This window comes from Clostridium sp. CCUG 7971 (assembly GCF_017590215.1).
GTDB lineage: Bacteria > Bacillota > Clostridia > Peptostreptococcales > Peptostreptococcaceae > Faecalimicrobium.
Genome location: NZ_JAFFPK010000110.1, coordinates 1 through 25,225, shown reverse-complemented (window position 1 = coordinate 25,225; position 25,225 = coordinate 1). Strand labels below are relative to the sequence as shown.

At 25.1% G+C, this 25,225-nt stretch carries 22 protein-coding genes; 4 read left to right on the top strand and 18 right to left on the bottom strand.

The genetic code is table 11. The features are described from left to right. Nucleotides 1-117: 117 nt before the first annotated feature. The 4 genes from JWF52_RS13965 to JWF52_RS13950 all read right to left on the bottom strand — a co-directional run bounded on the left by JWF52_RS13965 (nt 118) and on the right by JWF52_RS13950 (nt 5,558). Complete coding sequence (locus tag JWF52_RS13965) at nt 118-786, bottom strand: ABC transporter ATP-binding protein (RefSeq protein ID WP_208334158.1); 669 nt, start codon at nt 784-786, stop codon at nt 118-120. Nucleotides 787-799: 13 nt separating this feature from the next. Continuing rightward, the gene (locus JWF52_RS13960) at nt 800-3,343 is read right to left on the bottom strand and encodes an FtsX-like permease family protein (RefSeq protein WP_208334157.1); all 2,544 of its coding nucleotides are present in this window, start codon (nt 3,341-3,343) and stop codon (nt 800-802) included. 152 nt (nt 3,344-3,495) lie between these two features. Beyond that, nucleotides 3,496-4,464 carry an ATP-binding protein gene (locus tag JWF52_RS19745; protein ID WP_208334156.1) on the bottom strand — a complete coding sequence of 323 codons (969 nt, stop codon included), beginning with the start codon at nt 4,462-4,464 and terminating at the stop codon, nt 3,496-3,498. A gap of 377 nt (nt 4,465-4,841) precedes the next feature. Beyond that, the gene (locus JWF52_RS13950) at nt 4,842-5,558 is read right to left on the bottom strand and encodes a LytR/AlgR family response regulator transcription factor (RefSeq protein ID WP_208334155.1); all 717 of its coding nucleotides are present in this window, start codon (nt 5,556-5,558) and stop codon (nt 4,842-4,844) included. A 507-nt stretch (nt 5,559-6,065) separates the two neighbouring features. Between JWF52_RS13950 and JWF52_RS13945 the strand changes: the two genes are divergently transcribed. Continuing rightward, entirely contained in the window at nt 6,066-7,808 is a 1,743-nt protein-coding gene (locus tag JWF52_RS13945) for a sensor histidine kinase (protein ID WP_208334154.1), read from the top strand. Between the two features lie 67 nt (nt 7,809-7,875). On the opposite strand, the gene sstT is transcribed toward JWF52_RS13945, so the two are convergent. The 13 genes from sstT to JWF52_RS13880 all read right to left on the bottom strand — a co-directional run bounded on the left by sstT (nt 7,876) and on the right by JWF52_RS13880 (nt 21,377). Further along, entirely contained in the window at nt 7,876-9,099 is a 1,224-nt protein-coding gene (sstT, locus tag JWF52_RS13940; protein WP_208334153.1) for a serine/threonine transporter SstT, read from the bottom strand. A 212-nt stretch (nt 9,100-9,311) separates the two neighbouring features. Next, nucleotides 9,312-9,746, bottom strand: a complete 435-nt coding sequence (locus tag JWF52_RS13935; protein WP_208334152.1) for a hypothetical protein — start codon at nt 9,744-9,746, stop codon at nt 9,312-9,314. A 156-nt stretch (nt 9,747-9,902) separates the two neighbouring features. Continuing rightward, nucleotides 9,903-11,072: a hypothetical protein gene (locus JWF52_RS13930; RefSeq protein WP_208334151.1), complete on the bottom strand. Its 1,170-nt coding sequence runs from the start codon at nt 11,070-11,072 to the stop codon at nt 9,903-9,905. 9 nt (nt 11,073-11,081) lie between these two features. Further along, entirely contained in the window at nt 11,082-12,179 is a 1,098-nt protein-coding gene (locus JWF52_RS13925) for a BAR domain-containing protein (RefSeq protein WP_208334150.1), read from the bottom strand. A gap of 179 nt (nt 12,180-12,358) precedes the next feature. Beyond that, nucleotides 12,359-13,231, bottom strand: a complete 873-nt coding sequence (locus JWF52_RS13920; protein ID WP_208334149.1) for an ATP-binding cassette domain-containing protein — start codon at nt 13,229-13,231, stop codon at nt 12,359-12,361. A 109-nt stretch (nt 13,232-13,340) separates the two neighbouring features. Beyond that, nucleotides 13,341-14,552 carry a hypothetical protein gene (locus tag JWF52_RS13915; RefSeq protein WP_208334148.1) on the bottom strand — a complete coding sequence of 404 codons (1,212 nt, stop codon included), beginning with the start codon at nt 14,550-14,552 and terminating at the stop codon, nt 13,341-13,343. Nucleotides 14,553-14,632: 80 nt separating this feature from the next. After that, on the bottom strand, nt 14,633-15,391 hold the full coding sequence (locus JWF52_RS13910; RefSeq protein ID WP_208334147.1) for a hypothetical protein: 759 nt from the start codon (nt 15,389-15,391) through the stop codon (nt 14,633-14,635). Between the two features lie 9 nt (nt 15,392-15,400). Next, entirely contained in the window at nt 15,401-15,946 is a 546-nt protein-coding gene (locus tag JWF52_RS13905; RefSeq protein WP_208334146.1) for an RNA polymerase sigma factor, read from the bottom strand. 168 nt (nt 15,947-16,114) lie between these two features. Next, complete coding sequence (locus JWF52_RS13900; RefSeq protein ID WP_208334145.1) at nt 16,115-18,160, bottom strand: ABC transporter permease subunit/CPBP intramembrane protease; 2,046 nt, start codon at nt 18,158-18,160, stop codon at nt 16,115-16,117. Beyond that, nucleotides 18,150-18,953, bottom strand: a complete 804-nt coding sequence (locus JWF52_RS13895; RefSeq protein WP_208334144.1) for an ABC transporter ATP-binding protein — start codon at nt 18,951-18,953, stop codon at nt 18,150-18,152. Before JWF52_RS13895 ends, JWF52_RS13900 begins: the two co-directional genes overlap by 11 nt. A gap of 250 nt (nt 18,954-19,203) precedes the next feature. Beyond that, nucleotides 19,204-19,572: a C-GCAxxG-C-C family (seleno)protein gene (locus JWF52_RS13890; protein WP_208334143.1), complete on the bottom strand. Its 369-nt coding sequence runs from the start codon at nt 19,570-19,572 to the stop codon at nt 19,204-19,206. Between the two features lie 188 nt (nt 19,573-19,760). Continuing rightward, on the bottom strand, nt 19,761-20,516 hold the full coding sequence (locus tag JWF52_RS13885) for an alpha/beta hydrolase (protein ID WP_208334142.1): 756 nt from the start codon (nt 20,514-20,516) through the stop codon (nt 19,761-19,763). Nucleotides 20,517-20,534: 18 nt separating this feature from the next. Continuing rightward, nucleotides 20,535-21,377: a helix-turn-helix domain-containing protein gene (locus JWF52_RS13880; protein WP_208334141.1), complete on the bottom strand. Its 843-nt coding sequence runs from the start codon at nt 21,375-21,377 to the stop codon at nt 20,535-20,537. A 283-nt stretch (nt 21,378-21,660) separates the two neighbouring features. Between JWF52_RS13880 and JWF52_RS13875 the strand changes: the two genes are divergently transcribed. The 3 genes from JWF52_RS13875 to JWF52_RS13865 are packed head-to-tail and all read left to right on the top strand — an operon-like array spanning nt 21,661 to nt 24,601. Further along, nucleotides 21,661-22,749 (top strand): FecCD family ABC transporter permease, encoded by a 1,089-nt coding sequence (locus JWF52_RS13875; protein ID WP_208334140.1) that lies wholly within the window; start codon nt 21,661-21,663, stop codon nt 22,747-22,749. A gap of 14 nt (nt 22,750-22,763) precedes the next feature. Beyond that, nucleotides 22,764-23,531, top strand: coding sequence for an ABC transporter ATP-binding protein (locus tag JWF52_RS13870; protein ID WP_208334139.1), 768 nt, complete (start codon nt 22,764-22,766; stop codon nt 23,529-23,531). Between the two features lie 32 nt (nt 23,532-23,563). After that, nucleotides 23,564-24,601: an ABC transporter substrate-binding protein gene (locus JWF52_RS13865; RefSeq protein ID WP_208334138.1), complete on the top strand. Its 1,038-nt coding sequence runs from the start codon at nt 23,564-23,566 to the stop codon at nt 24,599-24,601. 115 nt (nt 24,602-24,716) lie between these two features. On the opposite strand, the gene JWF52_RS13860 is transcribed toward JWF52_RS13865, so the two are convergent. Then, nucleotides 24,717-25,225 (bottom strand): FAD-dependent oxidoreductase (locus tag JWF52_RS13860; protein WP_208334137.1); only part of this gene is annotated, 509 nt, incomplete at its 5' end.

Here is a 25,225-nt window from a genome sequence, read left to right as displayed (position 1 = left end):
TAGTAAATCTATGTATATAATAATTTATTTTTCAAAATATGTAAAGGTATTTTTTATATAATTTTTTAGTTTGTAAATAAAAAAACTGGATATAAATCCAGTTTTTTATTTATCATATTAACTTTCACATACTTTTCCATCTTGTATTTTTATAATTCTATCAGACATATTAGCTATTTCATTATTATGAGTTATCATAACTAAAGTTTGTCCAAAACTTTTAACGCACTCTTTTAATAAATCCATTACCTCGTCAGTAGTTTTACTATCTAAGTTTCCTGTTGGCTCATCTGCAAATATTATATCTGGCTTATTAGCTAAAGCCCTTGCTATTGCAACTCTCTGTTGTTGCCCTCCACTTAATTCATTTGGAAATTTATTTATTTTATCCTTAAGACCTAATAAATCTATAATTTTATAAATATAATTTTTATCTACTTTTTTATCATCTAAGTCTATAGGTAGAGTTATATTTTCATAAATATTAACTACCGGAATTAAGTTAAAACTTTGAAATATAAATCCAAACTTTTCTCGTCTAAGTTTTGCCAACTCTTCTTCCTTTAATTTAGATATATCTTTATTATCTAAAATTACTTTTCCTGAAGTTATACTATCAAGGCCTGATATACAATGAAGTAATGTAGACTTTCCACTACCACTAGGCCCTATAATAGATGTAAATTTTCCTTTTTCTATACATAAATTAATATCTCTTAATGCCTCTACTTTATTATCATTTTTACCATATACTTTATTTAAATTAGTTATTTCTAATATATTCATATCCATCCCACCTTTACTCATCATTTCTTAAACCTTCTACTATACTAAGTTCTTCTATTTTCTTTCTAACTAATAAAACTGCTACTACACAAATTAATACACAAACAGATATATATTGAAGTATTTCTATTATAGGAATTTTAAAAGCTTGTACATTTTGAGTTCCAAATCCACTTGCTACTATTTCATTGACCATCTTTACATATTTATATTGGTCATAGGTTGCATAGACACTTGCAATTATTCCACCTAAAAGTCCATACATAATAGATTCTATCATTATCATACGTTTAAGTTTTTTCATACTCATACCAATTGCTCTTAATGTTGCAAATTCTTTAATACGCATTATTAAATTTGTTTTTATTGTGCAAAGTATATTAAGAGAAGATATTACAAGAATAAGTGATACTACTAATAGTACTACTCTTTTATTTTCAACTTCTTGTTTTTCAAAGAACTGTTTATATTTATATTTACTCTCTATTTCTCCATATGGCTCATTTTTTATTACTTTTTCTAATTTCTTATGAACAGCCACATCACTGCCTTTTTCGATTTTCATAGAGATTTTATTATAAGTATTTCTTCCTGTAAATTTCCACAATTCATCTTGAGAAATAGCTACTTGCATAGCAGAAAAGTTACCAATCTCTCTTTCTTTTCCCCAATCTCTATTTATAAATCCAGCTACTCTTACAGTCATATCTTTATATACTTCTTTACCATTTTCTATAGCTGGTATTTTTGTAGTTAATAAATCTCCTATATTTAAATCTTTTAATATTTTATTTTTGTTATCACCATTGTAAAAATGATTATAGACAAGTGCATTTGCATACTTTGATTTATCTTTATTTAAATCTGTACTTCCTTTTTCTATATATTTATCAAATCCTTTTAATGTTTTTTCATCGTAACCCTGCATCCACAAATCAGTTTCAAGTACTTTATCTTCTTTTGAAATTCCTTGATTTTTTATATACTCATTATCTAAATTAGAAAACTCAGGTTTTAAGTATCCATAAATAGAGGTACTAGCTTCTACACTTTTTACATCTTTTATCTTAGATACTTCATCTATATATTTACTACTATATCCTGCATAACTATTATTAACATTAAATCTATTATGAGTTAAATTTATATCTATATCTCCCATAGACATAATGCTCCATGCAGTATTATCATATGAGTAGTCATCATTATATAAAGCCATCATCTTTATATATAAACTTCCACCTAAACTTATTGCAAGTATTGACAGTATTGTTCTAATTTTATTTCTCCACAGATTTTTATAAGCCATCTCTCCACTTACACCAAATACTTTTCTTATAAATTTATAGTAAAATCTATTTTTTTGCTTAGAACTAGTTTTATCACTACTTCTTATCGCTTCTATTGGAGAAATTTTCCCTGATTTGTATATTGGTACAATACTAGCTATTAAAACAGTAATAGTCGCCATAATTATAGGCTGTAATAAACTATTTTTACTTATATATAGACCTATAATTCCTTTATAAATCATAGCTAGTCCTATATACGATAAAATTATTCCTAATAAAATCCCAATTACTGTTCCAAGTACTAAAACTAATAAACTTTGAGTTAAAATTATTATTCTTATATGTTTCTTTGATGCTCCTATTGCTTTTAATGTACCTAGTTGCTTAGTCATATCTACAAGTACCATATTGAATATATTGTATATAACAAGAACTGCTGTAAACATAGGCAATAATTTATTATTTGCCTCAAACTTCGTTGTTCCTTGCATTTCAAATGAGTTTAAGGTCTGTATAAGTCCTGCATTACCCATAAAATTCATTTGACTTAATCCATATTTACCAATTACACCTTCTATCTTACTCATTTGAGGTGCTTTTGTACTAAAACTTAATGTACCTCCATATTTTACTAAATCTAGTGGTATAAAGTTATCTTTTCCTTCTTGGTAATAAGCAAATGCTTTTAATATATGATCTTCATACTCTTCATAATAATCTTTAGGCTTTGATATTATCCCTACTAACTTAAAAGAATTATTTTTAGCAAATATTTTATTTTCTCCATCTTTCTCTTTATATTCTTTTTGTATGTTGAAATTTATATTTTGATTTAGTTTTTCATCTACACCCATTTTTTCTAATGCTTTAGATTCTAATATAATTTCATTTTCATTTTGTGGTAATCTACCTTTTTCCAACTTATATCCAATCTCTTTTATAAAATCTTCATTAGATGAATCTAGTGCCATAGTTATCCCATTTTTATCTACAATACTTCCTAGATTAACTATTTCATACATATCTCTTATGCCTTTTTCATTTCTTAGTTTTTCTACTATATCCTTATCTAAGTTACTATACTCAACATGGTAATCTCCATAAGTTTTATAAGCTCTTTCAGTTTCTATTTTACTTTTAGTTTCTGGTACTACGTTTAATGAAAATACCAACATAACTGCTAATGATATACCAATTATTAAAGAAAAAGTTCTTCCCCTTTGCTTTTTCATATATTGAATTGCTAAATATATAGCTTTTCTCATTTTATCCCTCCTAGTTGTTTTAAGTGTTATTAATTTAATCGGCCGATTTTTAAGGTAGAGTATGATTTCTTTAAATAAAAAATGTTACCTCTTATGTTTAAAAGGTAACATTTTAAATATTTATCTACAATATACTTTCCCCAGTTGGTATTTTAACTGTCCCAACTGTCATGTTTTTGTAGTGGTATATATATTTTTATTATAAATTTATTTTCTAAGTCTTCTATTTTAAACTCTCCATCATACTTTTTAAGTGATGATTTTACACTTTCTAAACCTATACCATGAAGATATTTATCTTTTTTACTAGTAAATATTTTATTATTTTTAATCTTAACTTTATTAATCTTACTATTTTCACATTTTATAACATAATATGATTTTACTAGTGTACCTCTAATATTTATGTTTTTATGTATTGTATCATCTTCTATACTATTGCAAGCCTCAATTGCATTGTCTAATATATTTGAAAATATAGCACATACATCTGCCATTTCTATAAATTTACACTTTGAAAAATTAATATTGCAAAATAAATCTATATTATTCTTTTCACACAGTACTTTTTTTTCATTTAATATTATATCTAGTATCATATTCTCAGTATTAAAAGCATTTTGAAAATCATACATCTCTTTATTTATACTATCTATATACTTATCTACATCTTCTTTTTCATTATACAAACTCTTAATGCAAGCCATATGATTATTTATATCGTGGTATAGTTTTTTTACTTTATTTTGAGATTCCTGGATGTTTAAATAATAGTTGTACTGCATATCTAATTTTTCTTTTATTATTTTATTATCTGCCTTTATTTTATTGTCTCTAATTATTTGAATCATTACAATTGTAAGTAAAACACTGCTCACAATACTTAACTTAGGTGCTGAAATATAATTGAATCTACTCAACTCACTATAAAGATTTACCTCTCTAACTATATTTGGTATGTAGTTTATAAGTGCAATTAATAAATTTGCTGAAATACAAACTATCATATATATAATATTTCTTTTCTCAGTATCTAACTTTATTATTTTTTTTACTATATATATAAAAATCAAATTTATAAATAATTCTATAATATGGCTATACAAAACTATTAAATCCACATTTTGAGTTGACGTGGTACTCCTAGTTATTAAATTTTTTGTTACGCAAAAATATACAATACTAAGTATATTATCAGAAATAATATAATATACAATATCATATATTATATAAGTGCTTATTCCTTGAAAATAACTTATTTTATAATATTTCTTAGCAAATAAAATCCAACACAACATAAGTAAATTATTAATAAAATCATAATAATTTAATATTATTTTATGTGGTAATATCTCTATCATTATTAATAAGATAAATGAAATATATAAAAATTTATTATTTTCTTTTCTTTCAAATAATAAATCTAAAATTTTTATAAATACTAAAAATTTGACTATAATTGAAGTGCTTCTTAAAATATCCCCTAATAAGTCTATACTTAACATAATATATTCCCTAAATGATTTAAAAATTTATTTTTTAAATCTTTAAATCTATGCCTACTAACAGGTACTTCTTCATTATTTTCAAGTATAGCTACATATTGTTTTATATTTTCAATGTAATTTATATTTACTAAAAAGCTTCTATGACATCTAAAGAAATTGTATAATTCTAATTCTTTCTCTATTTTTTCCATACTACTTTTTACTTCATAGTCTTTTGATAATGTATGTATTATCATATCTTTTTTTAGGATTTCTATATATGTTATTTCATTTATATTAATTTTATAAATTTCACTTTTAGTATTTATAATTAAATTGTTCTCTTTATTCTTTGTTATTGTATCTATGCAAGATAAAATATGTTTTTGAAGTTCTTCAAACTTTATTGGTTTTAGTAGATATCTATATGCTCTTACCTCATATCCCTCTTGTATATAATCAACTATTGATGTTGTAAATATTATTTCTACGTTTTTATTATCTATTTCTCTAATTTTTCTTGCTGTATCCATTCCATTTAATTTGTCCATTTGTATATCTAGTAAGAAAATATCTATATTTTCAGGATAATTATTAAATAGTGATTCCCCAGAATTGAATATTAGTATTTCGTATTGATTTGTTATTTGTGAAATTATCTTATCTAAATAATTTTTTATTAATTCTTGTTGCTTTATCTCATCTTCACATATTGCTATTTTAATCATGTTAAAACCCCTTAAATTTTCATTACTTTTTACAGTTTTATTTTAACATATTTTTCTATTTTTATAATTATAATTTAAACTTCTAATTTATATACTTTCAAAAAATACTATTTTTTACTTATATATTTACAATAAATATTACTCTATAGATTATATATTTTCAAATTATATTAATATACTTTTAATGTTTTTTTATGGCGTCGAATTTATATATTTAATGTAAGTATTTGTTGTACTGTTATAAATAATTAGTCGTTATTATTGTGATAAAATAAAATGGAGTAAAATTTTAAACATAAAACATTGGAGAGAAACATAAATGAAAAAAGTAATATCCATTATATTTTTAACGACAATTATTATAATATTAGGAGTATCCGGAACACATTGTGAAACAAAAGAAAGAAAAATACTATATTTTCAATCTTATAATAGTATTTTCACCAAAGTGTCTAACGAACAAAAAAAGATTTATCTAAAGTTTTAGGAGATAATTTTGAGATTAGAATGATGGCTTTACCATCTGATACACTTAATAACCCTAATAATGAAAGTAAAATATACAATACTCTTCGTATGCACACTATGGATTTTAAAGAATATGATTCAATAGTAGTAAGTGGAGATAGGTCATTAGAATTTGCTTTAAAGTTTAAAGAAGATATGTTTAAAGATATTCCTATAGTATTTTTTGGTATAAGCGACGATAATCTTGAAAAAAAAGCCTTAAGCCACAATCTAGTTTCAGGTATTAGGTCAACTGATTTATTAAAACCAAATATAGACTTAGCGATTAAAAATCATAAAAATATTAAAAACATACATATTTTAAGTAACTCTAAAAAAGATTTTGACTATGATATTATATCAAGTAATAAAAATATGTATAAAGATAAAGGCATAAATATTAACATTGTTGAAACAAGTACTATGAGTTTAAAAGATTTTACCGACATTATATCAAAGTTTAACAATAATGATGCAATAATAAAAGTTACTCCAGGGAATTTTACTGATACTTTTTTAAGTATATCTGATTTAGCATTACTTATAGATTATCTATGTAAAGATACTCCTGTATATAGCTTATCTTACCTTGGTTTAGGACACGGAGAAGTTGGTGGAAAGATTATGAGTCATTATGCTATTCTTAAGGCTACCGTTGATATAGTAAATCATATTATTGAAAATAATCCAAATGAATCTATTAGTATTGACCAGCTAGAAATTAGTAAATTTGTATTTGATAAAAATGCACTTAAAAAATTTAATATTAATAAAAGTCAACTTCCCAAAGATTCTTATATATTAAATAGCTTTAAAGATATTATACTTAGAAATGAAGAATTATTTAATAAGATTGTTCTTGCTGGAATTATTGTACTTTTTATAATATCATTAATGATTTGCTATATTATATATAAGCAAAAATACGAAAATGCATTAAAGCACGTACTTAGAAAATCAGAAGATCTAAATATGTTTAAATCTCATTTAATATCAAATATTAGTCATGAATTAAGAACTCCTTTGAATGTAATTACATCTTCAGTTCAGTTATTAAGATATAAAAATAAAAATTCTAAAGAACTTACTGAAAATACATTTGATATTATAGATAATAACTGCAATAGACTATTAAGACTTACAAATAACTTAATTGACATAGATAAATATGAATACGGTAAGTTGAATTTAAATTTAGAAAATATAAATATAGTTGATATTATTGAAAATATTGTAGTTTCAACTTCCCCACTAGCCAATTCTAAAAGTTTAAATCTAGTCTTTGATACAAATGATGAATTTATCTACATGGCTATTGATATAGATAAAATAGAAAGAATTGTTCTTAATTTAATATCAAATGCTATTAAATTTTCAAAACCTAATATGGACATAAATGTTAGCCTTATTAAAAATGAAGATAACTTAAGAATAATTGTAGCCGATAAAGGAATAGGTATTTCACAGGATAATATAAAAAATATATTTAAAAGATTTTCTCAAGTGGATACAAGCTTAAATAGAAAAAATGAAGGTAGTGGAATAGGATTATCTATAGTTGATACTTTTGTAAAATCGCATAAAGGATCTATTCATGTAGTATCAAAGTTAAATGTTGGCACAGAGTTTATAATTGACTTGCCTATATATACATTAAATGAGAACACAAAATCATATTATGAATATGATACTTTAAATTCTAAAAATAATGCAAATTTAGAGTTATCGGATATATACTTATAATTCTATTACTTTTAAGTAAAAATTAAAAATCAAGGGATAAATTATTTCCCTTGATTTTTTATATTAATTAATTTGATTTATTTTTTTCCTTACGAATCTTTGAAAATTCAGCTACTGCTGTAAAAAGTACATCTGTTGATGAGTTAAGCGCTGTTTCACAAGAGTCTTGTATAACCCCAACTATAAATCCTACACCTACTACCTGCATAGCCACATCATTTGGAATACCAAATAAACTACAAGCAAGTGGAACTAATAACAATGAACCTCCTGCTACACCTGAAGCACCGCAAGCACTTACAGCTGATAATAAACTAAGTAATAGTGCCATTCCAATATCTACTTCAATACCAAGTGTGTGAACTGCTGCAAGTGTTAATATAGAAATTGTAATAGCAGCTCCTCCCATATTTATAGTCGCACCTAGTGGAATTGAAACTGAATAAGTATCTTTATTTAAATTTAATTCTTTACATAACCCCATATTTACAGGTATATTTGCAGCTGAACTACGTGTGAAAAATGCTGTAATACCACTATCTTTTAAACACTTAAATACAAGTGGATATGGGTTTTCACGAATACCAACATAAACGATCAGTGGATTGACCACAAGAGCAACAAATGCCATACATCCAACTAATAAAATAATTAACTGTCCATAGCTAAGTAATGACTCTACCCCCTGTGTAGAAATACTATCAAATACAAGACCCATAATTCCAAATGGAGCAAAATTTATTATCCATTTTACTACTTGAGATAAAGCATCTGAAACATTACTTATCATTGTTTTAGTAGAACTTGATGCTTTTTTAAGTGCAAGACCCAGAATTAATGCCCAAGATAATATGCCTATGTAATTAGCATTAAAAAGCGCCTTAACTGGATTATCAACAATATTCATAAGTAGTGCCTTTAATACTTCTACTACCCCTTCCGGTGGAGTTACATCTTGAACACCTGAACCAAGAGTTAACGTAATTTGGAATATAAAACTTACAATAACAGCTACAAATCCTGCTAAAAATGTACCTACAAGGTAAAGTAAAATAATTGATTTCATGTTTGTTTGCTGACCACTTTTATGAGAAGAAATAGCAGCTATTACTAAGAAAAATACCAGCATCGGAGCAACTGCCTTTAGTGCACCTACAAACAATGAACCGAAAATAACGATTGGCTTTGCAGTATTAGGAATTGTCAAAGCCAAAACAATCCCAATAATTAAGCCTACTATTATTCTTTTAACTAAACTTATTTTGTTCCACTTGTTGATTAAATTTTTCATCCTCCCCACCCCCTATTATTTGAATAATTATTGTAGATAAATTGCAAGTATTTTAGGTTATTGCATTTTATCTATTCTTAATATTATTAAATAATAAAGAGATATATGTTTCATTTTTCTGAATTTATAATATATATTTTAATAAATTAATAATATATAATTTAATAATAAAAAAAGCCATCTATTAGAAAAACAGACAACTTTTATTTTTATTAATTATATATTGATTTAATATTTTTTAATGCAATAGTTGCATTACTATAACTTGAGCATGTGTCAATAAAGTAATCTGTTTTATTATCATCATTAATATAAACAACCATACTAGATAAACTTAGCTCATATAAGGACATAATATACAATAATGAAGAATAAGATCTTTTTAACTCAACATCAGACTCATTTGAGTACAATGAAGTCATTTTTTTCGAGTTTTCTCCCAATATAGTTTCACAAAATTTTATTTCTTTTTTGAAATCATCTATATCGAGAGGATCATCGCCTGTAATAGTTTTAATCATGATAGATATTCTATCATTAACCATAGTTATATCTTTAATAGATTTTATTATATCATTTTTCTCGGCAAATGATATATTTGTGAAAATAAGAAAAAAAGAAACTGTTAGTGCAAGAAGTTTTTTCATTTTGTCCCTCCATATAATATATTACTATATATTTTAGTATCTGCTCCAAAATATACTATTATTCGTTAGTATATGAAATAATTTATTATAAAAAAGACAGGTCACAAAACCTGCCTTTTCTAACAAATAATAATTATATAAATATCTATATAATTATTATTTTAAATGTAATTTTTTCTCCCTTTTAATCATCATATATATTAATAAAACTGATATCACTACTAATCCTATATATAATACATATAAAAGATATTTAGGCTCGTATACAGCTGTTAAGTAACCTGCATTATACCTATTTATAATTTTGTAAAATATAAATAATATTGGTATTTGTATACCTATAAGTGATATATAAGTATTTACTCTAGTAGATACAAACATAGATATAATTGCTGATACTATTCCTAATATGTATGTTTGTATAACTGTAAGAATTATATACTGACCAAAAGTCATATCATACCAATGCACACCATTGAATAATGAATTTATATTACAATCCCAAAACATAAATGTATTGTTTTGCTTATATATTACAAAGAAAATAATTAATTGCAATGTTATTATTAAAATTGAAGATATTATCCCACTGATTATCTTTTTATTTAATATTTCTCTACCTACCTTTGAGCTATATTGTAAATAATTAACTTTATTTTTATTATCTTTAATAAATATCGGTGATATCATTATAAATATACTTATAACAATAAGCTTATTTATAGACTCTATTAGGGTGCTGTAATTCCCATGTGCAATACTACTTATTGTAGAATTTGGCTTTGTTCTATTTTGAAATTCTAAAAACCTATTTATTTGATCATCGTTGAATAAATCAATATTTTTATCATCTATATATACAGTCTCTTCATAGTCTTCTATAATACTATAAGTAGCTTCAATTTCCCAAAATATATCAGTATTATCTTCAAATAATATTTTTTCTTTTAACTCTTCACGTCTTTTAGGGTCATAGCTATAACCACCTTCTTTGTAATCTTTTGGTTTGTTACTTTTTAAATTTTCATAATTACCTAGTCCATGCTTTACATATTCTTCATTACTAGATAAATAATCATTCGCTTTTTTTATTCTTTCATCTCTAATTTTTTTGTAATCTTCAAATTCTTCTTTATCTACTTCTGTTCCATATTTTTTTAACATATATACAAAGTCTTTATGTATTTCCCTTTGTGGACGATCTTTTGGAAAATCTTCTATCTCAAAATTTATAAATAGTATCCATATTAATGACGTTACAATCCCAATTATAATTAAATTAGTTATATTAAATATTTTTTTTATTTCATTTTTTATTACACTCATAAGTTCCCCCTAATTTATATCTTCCTTCTTAAACCTTTTAATTACAAACATTAAACTTAACATACACATACATCCCCAAACTACTATTGTTATTAATTCATAATATTTATTTGCTATAAAAGGTATCTTTGAAGTAAACCAACTACCTGGTCTTATTGCTAAATTAAATACATCATAACCAAGATGCATAATTATAGGAGAGCTCTTACTTACAAATGTTGATACGGATAAATTAATCCCAAATATAATAAGAAATATGAAAAATACTATATAACTATTTTTTAATAATTTAGATATTACAAATGTAATTGCAGTAAATATAAGCATACAAACAATAACTATCAAAATTGATAGCATCAATTGATTTATAAATGTGTGCCCAAATATATTTATAATAGGCATAATATTTTCCCAGTTAAAAGCACTATTTAAAGGAATATTTAGTATATTGCTATAATCAAACGTAATAAAGTATGCTAAAAGTGTTACTCCTAATATTATTAAACTTATTATAAATGAACTTAATAGGCATACTGCAAGTTTATCTCTATCATTATTTCGTCCTCTTTTAGTTGAATAAACAAGTAAGCTTGTCTTATTATCAAACTCATAATTTATAAGGTATGAAGTTATTAAAACTACTAATATCATTATTTCATATATACACTCTGATAATATATCTTGAAATAATAAGCTATAAGTTCTATATGGACTTCCTAAAAAAAATAAACTTTTATAGTCTCCATCTTCTTTTATTTGTTTAAATCTTTTATCTAATATCTCATATCTTTTCTTTGCTATTTCTTTAGCCTTACCACTTAAGCCATAAGCTTTTATATCTTTTTCAACAGTTTCAAGTATGTTTATATCTTCATAGCTTTTTACTTGTTCTACTGCTAAGTATTTATATATTTCTAATAAATTAAGCTCATTAAAGAATTGTAACTCTTCATCATTAAAAATTTTATCCTCATGAATATATCTATAATAGTTTTCACTATTAATAAAATCTTCCATAGTTTTATAACTTTTATTTAATTTGTTTTTAGTTATTTCATTAAACTTTTTAATTTTTTCTTTGTATTCTAAATTCATATTATTTAACATATCATCATTTATTTCATATCCAAATTCACCTATTATATTATTAATAATTTTTAGTTCGTCCTTTATATATGAATTATTGTAAATTGTTAATATGTTAAAAAAATAAATATAATAGTTAGGGCTATTACAATAGGAGATGAAATTATCTTTTTAGCTTCATGAAGTTTTATATCCATATCTTATACTCCTACAATTTCATCTTTGTACTCATATAAAAATACATCTTCTAAAGATGGGTATACTAAATTCCAAGTTTTATTGTACTCCTCTTCACAAATAAACCTTACTTTTACCTTTTGATTTTCCTGTTTTTCTGATAATGTTAAATAGTTTTTTCTAAATTCTAACATTTCACTATTATTCACTTCAGCTTCAAATACTTTACCATGTAACTTTTTACAAATATTTTCTATATTATCTTTATATAATAATTGCTTGTCCTTTATCATTACTATTTCATTTGATATAGATTCTATATCTGATACTATATGAGTTGATACAATTATAATTTTATCTCTTGATAATTCACTAAGTAGATTTCTAAATCTTGCTCTCTCCTTTGGATCAAGTCCTGCTGTTGGCTCATCAAGAATTAATATCTTAGGATTATTTAAAAGAGCTTGTGCTATTCCCACTCTTTGTATCATGCCTCCTGAAAATTTTCTCATTTTTTTATCAGCTACTTCTTCAAGGGCAACAAGTTTTAATAATTCTTTTATTTTTTTCTTAGCTTCTTCTTTTTCCATTCCTTTTAATGCTGCTAGGTACATTAAAAATTTATTTGGTGAATAGCTTTTGTAATATCCGAATTCTTGTGGTAAATATCCTAATATACTTCTATACTTCTCATCAAGGGATAGTATATTTTCACCGTTGTAAAGTATCTCTCCCTCACTTGGGAATATTAATGTAGATAACATTTTTATAAGAGTTGTCTTCCCGGCTCCATTTGGTGCTACTAAACCGTATACCCCATTTTCAAAATCCATAGTTATATTTTTTAATGCACAAAAGTCCCCGTAATTTTTAGTTATATTTTTTATACTCAGCATATCTCTCTCCTTAAGTTTATTTCTAAATTTAATTATAATTAAATGTTTCTTCTTTTATATGTTCGTATGTTTTATTTAAATAGTTTTAATTTTTATAAAAAATTCGCTATTAAATATCACATTTTAATTCTTTTTTATTTCTTAAATATAATATTGATATAGGTAATATAATTAAGACCATATATACTATAGGTAAAAAATATTTTGGTAAATAAATATATCCAATTCTAGTTATAGTTATATATATACTACTTACTTGATTGATTAAAATTTTCAGCATAAAATTGCTTACGATAAATAGATTTATAACTTGAATTCCTATAAGTGATATATAACTATTTACTTTACTAGATATGTATAAAATAACCATTGATACAGCTATCGATATTAAATATACACATACTATTGTTAATCCTATATAGCTTCTAAAAGTTAAATTATACCAAGAGTCAATTGGGCTATTAAAAAATCCTGATATACTACAATCTAAAAATATTGAATTATTTTGAGTTTTGTAATATATAAAAAATACTATAAGTTGTATAGATGTTATTAATATACTGATTAATATTGTAGCCACAATTTTTTTCTTAAATATGTCTCGTCCAATATGTGAATAGTATTGAAGATAATTTATTTTTTCTAGTTTATCTTTTAAATAAATAGGTGATATAACAAATACTGCGCTTATAAGTATTAATTTAGTTATAGCCTTTATCAAATCATCATACTGTTCAAATACTGTATAAGGTAGGGGTGAGTTTCTATCTCCACTATTTATAATTTCATATATTCTAGATATTACTTTCTCTTTACTATCCTCACTCATTTTATTAGAAACTACATCAAATAATATACTTTCCTCTACTGAACCTTCATGTTCATAGGTCATTAGAATATTTTCTATTTCTGATAATTCATTAAATAAACTTATTTCATCATGATATATATATTTATGATAAAGTTCTTGTAGCTTTGGATTATTATACTTTTCTTCTCCATTATTTCTCACTATCTTATCAAACTCTTTATAATTTAATATACCTAAATCACTGAATTCTTCATTGTCTTTTATAAAATCATTAGCTAATTTAACTTTTTCATTGTACTTATTTTTAAAATCCTTAAATTCATCATTTTCCATAGTTACACCATAATCTTTTATCATATTAGATGCTACTGTATTTACTAAGTCTTTATTGACAATTACATCTGCCTTTGGGATAATTACTAGTTTGTAAAATAATACACTTATAATAAATAAAATTAGTATAGTTTTTATATTAATTACTTTTTCAATCTCATGTTTTATAATTCTCATTTGTATTCTCTTCCTTTACCTATTTGATTTGTTAATTATTTAGCCAACACATTCCTTAAAATATTTCAACTATACATATCTTAAGCAAAGTTAACCTTTTTATATCTTGATAGTATCTGTATATTTTTTATATAAGAATAAATTGCTAATGTTAAAATAGCCACATATACAAGTATTGGAATGTTTTGAAGCAGATTAGCATAATTACTTAAACTTAAACTTACAAGTAATACATTAACTAGTATCCATCCAGCTATTACCATGTATCTTATATACTTAGACTTTATTTTCACTAATGAATATAACAGTATTGATGAAAATAAAAATACAGAAGTTATTGAAATCATTATTCCTCTTAGTACATCTATATACTCATATAAACTAGATACAAATATAGTATTTATAATTACTGCAATAACACTAAATACTAACATTCTAAGAGATGCTAATTGATAAACATTGTATTTACATACCATTTCAACTTCATAAGTCTTATTCTCTTTTAAATTTATAAATGAAAATATATTTGTAGCTAAATAATACAGTGGAGATACAGTAAAAATTAATACATAAATTTCTTCCGTTTTATTAACTGATTCTAAATTAATTGCTTCTGGATATATTCTCATAGATAAATAAGTTAATATAGAAATAACCACTATTGCTATAAAAATTAATTCTGATTTATCATGAAATAAATTTTTAATTCCTATACTTTTGTACATATTTTTTATATATAAATAAAATGATTCTTGCTTTTTAAGTCCTTTATCTAATATTGTGTTTATTTGACTTTTTATTTCAAATTCATCTGGCATATCTACTTTAAACTTGTCCATATTATCCTCCTAAATATTATTGAATTCTCTTTTTACTACTTTTATCATAGAGTAATATTTTGTTTTAACTGTTGATTCTGGAACTTGAAGTATTTTTGATATTTCGCTAAAGGTGGATTCAAGAAATATTTTAAGTCGAAAAATTTCTTGATACTGAGTATCCAGTTTATTTACAACACTTTGTATCTTATTTACATCTTCTTTGTACTCTAAATTAATCACAAAATCATCTTTTGAAGTGATTTCTTTATCTTCAATGCTTTCTATCATTTTGCTATATTTGTAATTTTTAGAGCGATAATAATCTACCACCTTATTAGTTGATATTTTATAAAGCCATGTTCTAAATGATGATTTATCTTTATCAAAGTTATGTATGCTTTTAAGTACACTTATAAATATCTCTTGTGTTAAATCCAAAGAAGTTTCTTTATCTGATACTTGCTTATAAACATATATATATATTTCTTTATAATATTTTGATATAAGCTCATTTGCGCATTCTTTATCATTTTTATTGATTATTCTTTTAATAAGCTTTAAGTCTTTATCCATTTTTTAACCTCTTTTTTAGTTTCTAGTTATATATTCGTAAATAGTTTTTGTTTAGTTTTAAATTTTTATTATTTTTAAACAAAAATAAAAGATAGTTGATATAATAAAGCGCTATATCAACTACCTTTTAAATAAATTTAATTATATATAAAAATATTTTACTCTACTTTATAAATTATTTTTCACTTCTTTTTTTGAAGACTTATTTCCTTTTAAAAGCCATACACCTATAGCTATAAGTATTGCACTCATAAATAATAAAGCAATAAATTGACCTACATTAAAATCTTTAAAGTTTATTTCTAGGAATTTAAATACCCTATTTAAAATTTCATTATCTGAGTAATGACTTGCAGTTACTGATAGCATATTATTAATAAAGTGAAGTATCATAGGCACAAATATAGACCCTGATTTATACACACAGTAAGCAAATGAAATACCCAATATACTTGTAGGTATTATTCTTATAAAGTCCATATGCATAAACCCAAATAATATACCACTACATACTATAGCTGCTTTATAGCTATTTTTTCCTTTAAAAGAAGTATATATAAATCCTCTAAAGAACATTTCTTCACAAATTGCAGGCATAAGAGCTACTACAAGTAAGTTTAGTATAAAATTGTCCTTTATAATTATCGTTTCATTTAAAGCTTCAATTACATCCATATTTTGTGGGAAGAAGTGAAGTATAACTTGAATTACAATATTCATAAATATATACGCACCTGCCCAAAGGACAATACCACCTATGATATGTTTTATACTTGGCATTTTTAAACTAAAAGTCTTTTTAAAATCAGTTTTAATATAAAAAGCAAATAATAATGGAAGTGTTATAATCATAACTTGTGTTAATCCTACTCCAACCATCTTAAATTTAAGCTGTAAAATTATACCTACATATATAAGAAGAACTAATCCTACTGCATATAGTATTGCACCATCACTTACACTTGGCATAGTTCCTTTTTTAATATTACTTCTCTTTTCTAAGAATGAAAAACTCTTACTACCTCCAAATAATATTTCTTCTGAGTTAAACATTTTAGACAATAGTAGTACTGATAAAATAACAAAAGCAAAGTTTGATATAAATACTAATGATATTAAATTTATATCACTATTAAATGTTAAAACACTTTTTATAAGTAAAGATATATTTACAACTGGAACTGCTGCTGTAAAGTTATCTAATTTTATAGTTGGTATCATAGATACATATGAAGGTATCATAACAAATAACATAACTGGAGTTATATAGTTTTGTGCATCCTTAAAACTCTTTGCAAGTGAACATACACACATACTTATAGCTGAAACTACCATGGAGAATAATCCTACACATATTATAGTTATAATTCCTGGTAATACCAACTGGTTCATATTAGACATACTTATTCCAATCTGTTCTCCAAGACCTGCACTTGCAACTAAATATACCATAGTTAAAAGTATGGAAGCTATATTTAAAATTGCTGTTAATATTGCACAAAATGAAACTGCTAAGTATTTACCCATTACTAATTCTAAGTTTGTAATAGGAAGTGTAAATAATGTTTCTAAAGTACCTCTTTCCTTTTCCCCCGCCATGACATCAATTGCAGGATAAATAGCCCCAAGTAAAACACCAACTATAAGTATAACTGGTAAAAACTGACCTAACATATGGCCTGCTATTTCTTCATCTTTAGCAACTTCTACGTCTTCATAAGATAATGGCTCTAAAATATTACCTACATTAAGACCTTGTTCTTCTATTTTATCCTCTACAATATCTCTTTTATACTCATCTAATGATTTTTTTATTCTACTAGTTGCCTTCATTGAATTTTCTTTAGAAGAGTTTGCATATATCTTATAATTTTTAGCATTGTCTTTATTTTCTATTTCTACATATGCATCTATTTTTTGTCCTTCTAAATCTTTTTCTTTATCTGTTGATTTAACTATATTTACTTTACCATCGTCTTTATTTTCTTTTTCAAGAATAGAAACTAAGGCACTACTTGGTTTAGAACTAAAAGCTATATTTATATCTTCCTCTTGCATTTTACTCATTGACATCATCATAAAAGATGACATACCTACCATAAGTATTGGATATAAAATTATAGGAAGTATTATCATCATAAATATAGTCTTTTTATCTCTTATTATATCTAACATTTCTTTTTTAAAAATTTGCTTTACTATTTTACTCCTCAACTAGATCACCTCTTTCTGATGCTAGTTTTATAAATAAATCTCTTAAGTTACTTGTATTTGATTCTTCTTTTAACTTACTTGATGTTCCTGATGCTATGATTTGACCTTGATGAATCATTATTATTTTATCGCATAGCGTTTCTGCTTCTTCCATATAGTGAGTTGAATATAAAACTGTCTTTCCTCTCTCTTTTTCAGATTTCATAAAGTCTATTATTGACTTACTACTAATTACATCTAACCCTAATGTTGGCTCATCAAATATATAAAGCTTAGGTGAATGGACTAAGCAACGAGCTATTGAAGTTCTCTGAGTTTGACCTGTTGATAAATTTTCAATACGATTATCTATAAAACTTTCCATATTCATTACTTTTGAAATTTCCTCAATTGATTTTTCTATTTCATCTTTTGGCATTTCATAAAGACTTGCAAATGTTCTTAAAAGCTCTCTTGGTGAAAGGCGATTGTATAGTTTTGTATTTCCTGATAAATAGCCTATTTCTTTTTTAGCTGCATTTTTATCTATAGAATAGTCTACCCCTGCTACCTTTATATCACCTGAAGTTGGTGTTAAAATACCTCCAAGCATTCTAAGTAATGTAGTTTTCCCCGCTCCATTGGGTCCTAATATTCCTACAATCTCACCCTTTTCTACAGTAAAACTAACATTGTTTACTGCTAAAAACTCTTCCTTTTTAGTTTTTATTTTTTTTAGTTTTGTCTTTTTCTTATTGTTTTCATCTTTTACAACTCTCGTAAATGATTTACATAAGTTTTCTACTTCAATCATTATTTCTCCCCTTCCCTTAAAAATTTGTATGTAATTTATCTCTTATAAGTTATTTTGAATGTCGAATAAATTACATTTTATTTGTAATCTATAATGAGTATACGGCATTTTACCACTTTATTCCATAATAAGAAGATTAGATTTAATAATAATATATAATAAAAATAAAATTTTTTAATTACAACAAAAAATCTATATAGACGTACATGTTTTATATGCATGCCTATATAGAATCTTTATCTTACTTATATTAATTTTCATTTCTTAATATTTCATTTAAAGAATCATATGTGAAGTTTATTATTTCATCACAACTAACTCTATTTTTCTTTAAATTTGCACATATTTCTGTGTTATATTTATCTCTAACACTTTTCATTAATGCTTTAGAATATTGTCTTGCTTCATTTTGGTCTAAGTGATTATCTCTACCCTTTAAGTATCCAATTATAACTACTGCTGCATTTACAGCTCCACATATACTTCCTACAGTCATACCAACTCCCATGCCACTTCCTATTGATATTGGTATATCTGTGTTATGTTCTTCATTATATGATTTTATTAATGATTCTGCACATGTGTATCCTTGGCTATGATATTCTGATGGTTTTGTCATTTTATCTCTCCTTTAATTTCAACTTATAGAGTATATCTATCTTCTATTAGTATATTATAATATTATCGACTTGTATTCTGTGATATTGTCACATAAACTTTATTTATTTTCAGTTAAAATAAATAAGAAGACACAAGGTGTGTCCTCTTAAAAATTAACTTAAAAGTCTTATTACTATAAATACTTTATTAGATAGTTATTTTATTTAAATTATATATATGTTTTATAGCTTTTTCATATCGTGCTATAACATTTTCATTATGTCCATAATCATCCCACTCAAGTGATACATTCGTTTTTCCAATTTGAGACGTAAATATACTATAAGATTTTTCAACATATTCTTTTATATCTTTTTGAATTGTTGATTTATTCTCTTCTTCTCTAAGTCCAGCTATAATTAATATATTAATATCTTTATTTTTAATATTATTTTTCTGCATAAAGTCTATCCAACCTCTGTACCATTGAGATCCACAAATACTTACTATATTTCCAAAGGACCCATGCTTATATATTGAAAAAAGTGATATTAATCCTCCAAGAGAATAACCAATCATACTTGTATTTTTAGAATCTTTCTTAGTGTTAAATTTACTATCTATATATGGTTTTAAATTATCTACAATAAAATCTAAATACTCTTCTCCCTTACCTTTAAAAGGCTTAAATTTTTCTACTAAAGATGATTCCGGCCATGGAGTATATTCATCTAGCCTATTTATAGGAGCTATTCCTACAATAATATGTTCTTCACATTTATTTTCTAGTGCATACTTTTCTACATTAAACATAATTTTATCTAATATGTTTAATACCTTATCTCCATCATGAATATATACAACAGGATATTTTTTACCATGATTATTTTCATCATAAGATTTTGGTAAATATATAAGTATCTCTCTTCCTAATATATTGTAATTTACTACTTTTCCCCTCATAAATCTTCTCCTTAATGTCTAATTCTTTTTCTTTAGTTTGCTTGGAGGTACTCCAAAGTTTTTCTTAAATAGTCTACTAAAATAAAATTCATCTGTATACCCTACTGCTTCTGATGCTTCTTTAACTGAATATCCAAATTCATCTAATAATCTTGCTGAAATCCCCATTCTATATTTAATAAGATAATCTATTGGTCTAACTTTTGTGTATTTATAAAATATGTATGAAATTCTATTAGTTGATTCTCCATACAGTTGTGAAAGAGTTTTTAGTGATATATGCTTCATATAGTTTTTTTCAATATACTCTATCATAGACCCTAATAACTCTTTTTCACTATTATATTGTCTTGACTTACTTTTTTTTAATAAATCTTTTAGAAAAATATTAACTTGCATTTGTAATTTAATTTTTGAAGTTATATCTAAACTGCAAGATGTTTCCAATATATTCTTTAATGAATCTAATACAAATTCTTTATTTTTAATCTCCATTTCAAATATAGAGTTCATATAATTAACGCTCTTACTCTTGTCGTTTCTTACATAGTATATATTGATATAAGTAAAAGGATTATTTCCTATAACATTAAAAGATATTTGTTTGCCTTCACATACATGAATAAATTTGCTTTGGTTGGCTATATAAGTATCTCCATCAAGCTTAATTTCAGCACTACCACTTATAGTAAACATAAATGCCGAAAGATTAGTTTGGTAGCTACCAGTACTTATATTTTTTTCTTTTACAAATTTACCTACTCTAATTACCTGAAAAGAATTATTGCTAAATTCATTTATTAAATCATTAGTATCTATTTCAAAATCTTTATCAAGATTTTTAATATGCTTTTCTACCATTTTACATTCCTTTCAATATAATTATTTAAATAATATTATATATTTTGTATATTTACTACAATTAATTGCATCAAAAACTTAATCTATGTAAATTCACGAATTAGTTTTTTTAATAATTGTCCATGTTTTCATAATTATGTATTCAATTGTACATATATCTATATTATAATAAGCAAAGATAATGATATGCAATCTCAATTAGTATTATTTCAATATTGATAAACTATATCAATTAAGTTTATTATAATATACGTTTTCAGTATATACAAGAAAGGAGATATTTATGGACAACGTTGAATACTTGTCATTTGAAAATAGCAAAAAAAGAAAAAGATTTTTTAACTTAGTTTTATTATCTCTTATTTTATTGCTATTAATTTCTATTGTTTTATCTGTATCTATAGGTTCTCTAAAAGTAGATCCATCACTTTCTTACAGAATCCTTATAAATAAATTATTCGGTATTACTATTGGTGATCCTTTGGAGCTAACTAATAATGCTAACTATAATATAATATGGATGATTCGATTTCCTAGAGTTTTATTAGCAATAGTTGTTGGAGCTGGACTTGCCCTTTGTGGAGCTATTATGCAAGCTACTGTACAAAATCCACTTGCAGAACCTTATATTTTAGGAATATCTTCTGGGGCATCACTTGGAGCTACATTTTCAATAATGTTAGGAGTTGGTTCTTTCAATTTTTTAAGTATGCAAGGAACTTCATTTTGGGCATTCGCAGGAGCTTTAGCTTCCTCACTTATGGTGCTTATTTTAGCATCTTTAGGAAGTAAAATTTCATCAGTTAAACTTGTACTTGCAGGTACTGTTGTAAATGCTTTATGCAATTCACTATCAAACTTTATAATTTCTATGGCTAGTAATGCTGAAGGTATGCAAACAGTAAAGTTTTGGACTATGGGTTCACTTGCTAGTGCAAAATGGGATAACTTATTATTCCCAAGTATTGTTGTAATTTTATGCTGTATATTCTTTATCTTACAATCTCGTAATTTAAATCTTTTACTTATGGGAGATGAATCTGCTATAACACTTGGTATAAATTTATCTTTTTATAGAAAGTTGTATATGGTAATAACATCACTTTTAACAGGCGTATTAGTTTCTGTTTGTGGCATTATTGGGTTTGTTGGATTAATAATACCTCATATTGTAAGAGCTTTTATAGGATCAGATCATAAAAATTTAACTCCTATTGTTATTTTATTTGGTTCTACTTTTATGATTTGGGCAGATGTTATAGCTAGAATAGCAATTCCTAACTCTGAACTATCAATAGGAATTATAACGTCTCTAGTTGGTTCTCCTCTATTTGTTTATATGTTAGTTAAAAAAAGTTATGGTTTCAATTAGTATGGAGGTATTATATGTCTGATTTAAGCGTTGATGATTTAAAGGTAGATATTGCTACTAAGCAAATTGTAAAAGGGGTTTCTTTATCAATTAAAAACAATGAATTTGTTGGGCTTTTAGGTCCTAATGGTAGTGGTAAATCAACTTTACTAAAAGCTATTTATCGTGTTTTAAAACCTTCTGGAGGAACTGTTTTACTATATGGAAAAGATATAAAAAATATAAATCCTAAAACAATAGCTAAACAATTAGGAGTTGTTAGTCAATTTAATGATATTAATTTTAATTTTAAAGTTATTGATGTTGTTCTAATGGGAAGAAGTCCTCATAAGTCTTTATTACAAAATGAAAATAAAGATGATTATATATTAGCCATCCAATCTTTAGAAAAAGTTGGTATGGAAAAACATTTTGATAGAAACTTTTCTTCTTTATCTGGAGGAGAAAAGCAAAGAGTTATATTAGCTCGTGCTTTAACTCAAAATCCTAAAATACTTATATTAGATGAACCTACTAATCACCTAGATATAAAGTATCAAATTGAAATAATGAATGTTGTTAAAAATTTAAATATTTGTGTATTAGCTGCATTACATGACTTAGGTATAGCTTCAAAGTACTGTGATAAGCTTATTGTATTAAAAGATGGACAAATAGTAACACAAGGTGAACCTGAAGAGGTAATCACTTCAGAAATGATAAAAAATGTATACGATATAAATAGTTATATCTATAAAAATCCTGTAACAAATACTATTTCTATAGATTACTATTGTGACTAAAATAAAAAATAATTAAAATGGAGATATTTACTATGAATAAAAAATATTTAGCTTCTATTGCATCATTAGCTTTAGTTGTAAGCTTAGTTTCTGGTTGTGGGCAAAATAAAACAGATAATAAATCAGAAAATCAAAACACTACAATAAAAAATGAAAAAACTTCAGAGAAAACTACTTATCCTATTGAAATAGAAGCTTTTGATTCTACTGGAAACACATACAAACAAACATTTAAGGAAGCTCCTAAAAGAGTTGTTACAAATAACCAATCATCAACTGAGTTACTTTTAGAATTAGGATTAAAAGACTCTCTTGTTGGTACAGGAGATTTAGATAATAAAGTACTAGATAGACTTGAAGATGACTATAAGTCTATTCCTGTTATATCTCAAAAAGGAGATCTTGCTAAAGAAGTGCTAATAGGCGCTAACCCTGATATGGTAATAGGGAGAGCTGCATCTTTTACTGATGAAAGATATGGTACTATACCTAGCCTTAACGGTATGAATATAAATACATATGTCCAAATTGCTAGTAAAATGGATACTACTCAATCTTTAGATAATATAATTTTAGATGTAAGAAACGTTGGAAAAATATTTAATATAAAAGAAAAAGCAAATAAATATGCCGATCAACTTCAAGATAGATTAGATAAAGTAAAAGAAAAATCTTCTACTATTAAATCTGATCCACTTAAAGTTATGTATATGGTTAAGTACGATAATGGTCAATTTGGAGTATATGGAGCTAATGCTTCATTACAAACTGAAATGCTTAAATTAATTAATGCTGAAAATGTTGCAAATAAGGGTGGTACTCTTTCTACTGAAAATTTAATATCTCTAAATCCTGATGCAATAGTTTATGTTCATGCAGATAAAAATGCTAGTACTGATAAAGATGCTATTAGCTCTTTATTAAATAATAAATTAATACAAAGTGTTCCTGCTATATCAAACAAAAAAATTATAGAAGTTGATTATACAGAACTTATGGGATATGGATTTAGAACATTTGACGCTTTAGATAAGATAGCATCTGGATTATATCCAAATATATTTAATTAATATATTTGAATCATTAAATTAGATAATGTAGGTAAGTTGGAATAATAACAAATTTATCTATATTCCCTATTGTATTTCTTATTATAAAAAAGGGAAAGGCATAAAGCCTCTCCCTCTATTTAACAACCTTTTTATTATAAATACCTTCCAAACTAGCACTCTTAACTCTATCAGCAATAACCTTAGAGTCCGTAGTATAAAAACCAGTTTCCTTCATTCTATTAAAATAAATACTTCCAGCAAAAGTAAATCTTAACTTATCGCCATCAGGCTTATGCATCTCATTATTAGAATAAGCAATAAAATCACCTATTAATAAATTAGTAGGAAGTTGCAATAAATACATACCTACTGCACTTCTAGCAGCATTATGTCCAGCCAAACTTCCCGTACATATAGCCTCAGTATGACCTACATAAAATCCTGATTTTTCTCCTCCAACAAATAAGTTATTAACGCCTCTAACTCTCATATAATTATCTCTTGGAGCTACTGATAAGTATCTTATAGAATTACCTTTACCACCTGCATAAGGATCAACAATTATAGCTTTTTCAAAACCAGGTACCATTCTTAATTTTTCTAAATTGAAAAATGGACTCATAAGTTTTGCATGACCTGTAT

What these genes read in the sequence shown, in the direction of transcription:
- JWF52_RS13905 (WP_208334146.1), bottom strand. Translation starts at nt 15,946, where the DNA reads ATGGATAAAGACTTAAAGCTTATTAAAAGAATAATCAATAAAAATGAT.
- JWF52_RS13895 (WP_208334144.1), bottom strand. Translation starts at nt 18,953, where the DNA reads ATGATTGAAGTAGAAAACTTATGTAAATCATTTACGAGAGTTGTAAAA.
- JWF52_RS13885 (WP_208334142.1), bottom strand. Translation starts at nt 20,516, where the DNA reads ATGAGGGGAAAAGTAGTAAATTACAATATATTAGGAAGAGAGATACTT.
- JWF52_RS13960 (WP_208334157.1), bottom strand. Translation starts at nt 3,343, where the DNA reads ATGAGAAAAGCTATATATTTAGCAATTCAATATATGAAAAAGCAAAGG.
- JWF52_RS13915 (WP_208334148.1), bottom strand. Translation starts at nt 14,552, where the DNA reads ATGAGAATTATAAAACATGAGATTGAAAAAGTAATTAATATAAAAACT.
- JWF52_RS13865 (WP_208334138.1), top strand. Translation starts at nt 23,564, where the DNA reads ATGAATAAAAAATATTTAGCTTCTATTGCATCATTAGCTTTAGTTGTA.
- JWF52_RS13910 (WP_208334147.1), bottom strand. Translation starts at nt 15,391, where the DNA reads ATGGACAAGTTTAAAGTAGATATGCCAGATGAATTTGAAATAAAAAGT.
- JWF52_RS13890 (WP_208334143.1), bottom strand. Translation starts at nt 19,572, where the DNA reads ATGACAAAACCATCAGAATATCATAGCCAAGGATACACATGTGCAGAA.
- JWF52_RS13945 (WP_208334154.1), top strand. Translation starts at nt 6,066, where the DNA reads ATGATGGCTTTACCATCTGATACACTTAATAACCCTAATAATGAAAGT.
- JWF52_RS13965 (WP_208334158.1), bottom strand. Translation starts at nt 786, where the DNA reads ATGAATATATTAGAAATAACTAATTTAAATAAAGTATATGGTAAAAAT.
- JWF52_RS13920 (WP_208334149.1), bottom strand. Translation starts at nt 13,231, where the DNA reads ATGCTGAGTATAAAAAATATAACTAAAAATTACGGGGACTTTTGTGCA.
- JWF52_RS13930 (WP_208334151.1), bottom strand. Translation starts at nt 11,072, where the DNA reads ATGAGTGTAATAAAAAATGAAATAAAAAAAATATTTAATATAACTAAT.
- JWF52_RS13950 (WP_208334155.1), bottom strand. Translation starts at nt 5,558, where the DNA reads ATGATTAAAATAGCAATATGTGAAGATGAGATAAAGCAACAAGAATTA.
- sstT (WP_208334153.1), bottom strand. Translation starts at nt 9,099, where the DNA reads ATGAAAAATTTAATCAACAAGTGGAACAAAATAAGTTTAGTTAAAAGA.
- JWF52_RS13870 (WP_208334139.1), top strand. Translation starts at nt 22,764, where the DNA reads ATGTCTGATTTAAGCGTTGATGATTTAAAGGTAGATATTGCTACTAAG.
- JWF52_RS13875 (WP_208334140.1), top strand. Translation starts at nt 21,661, where the DNA reads ATGGACAACGTTGAATACTTGTCATTTGAAAATAGCAAAAAAAGAAAA.
- JWF52_RS13935 (WP_208334152.1), bottom strand. Translation starts at nt 9,746, where the DNA reads ATGAAAAAACTTCTTGCACTAACAGTTTCTTTTTTTCTTATTTTCACA.
- JWF52_RS13925 (WP_208334150.1), bottom strand. Translation starts at nt 12,179, where the DNA reads ATGTTAAATAATATGAATTTAGAATACAAAGAAAAAATTAAAAAGTTT.
- JWF52_RS13880 (WP_208334141.1), bottom strand. Translation starts at nt 21,377, where the DNA reads ATGGTAGAAAAGCATATTAAAAATCTTGATAAAGATTTTGAAATAGAT.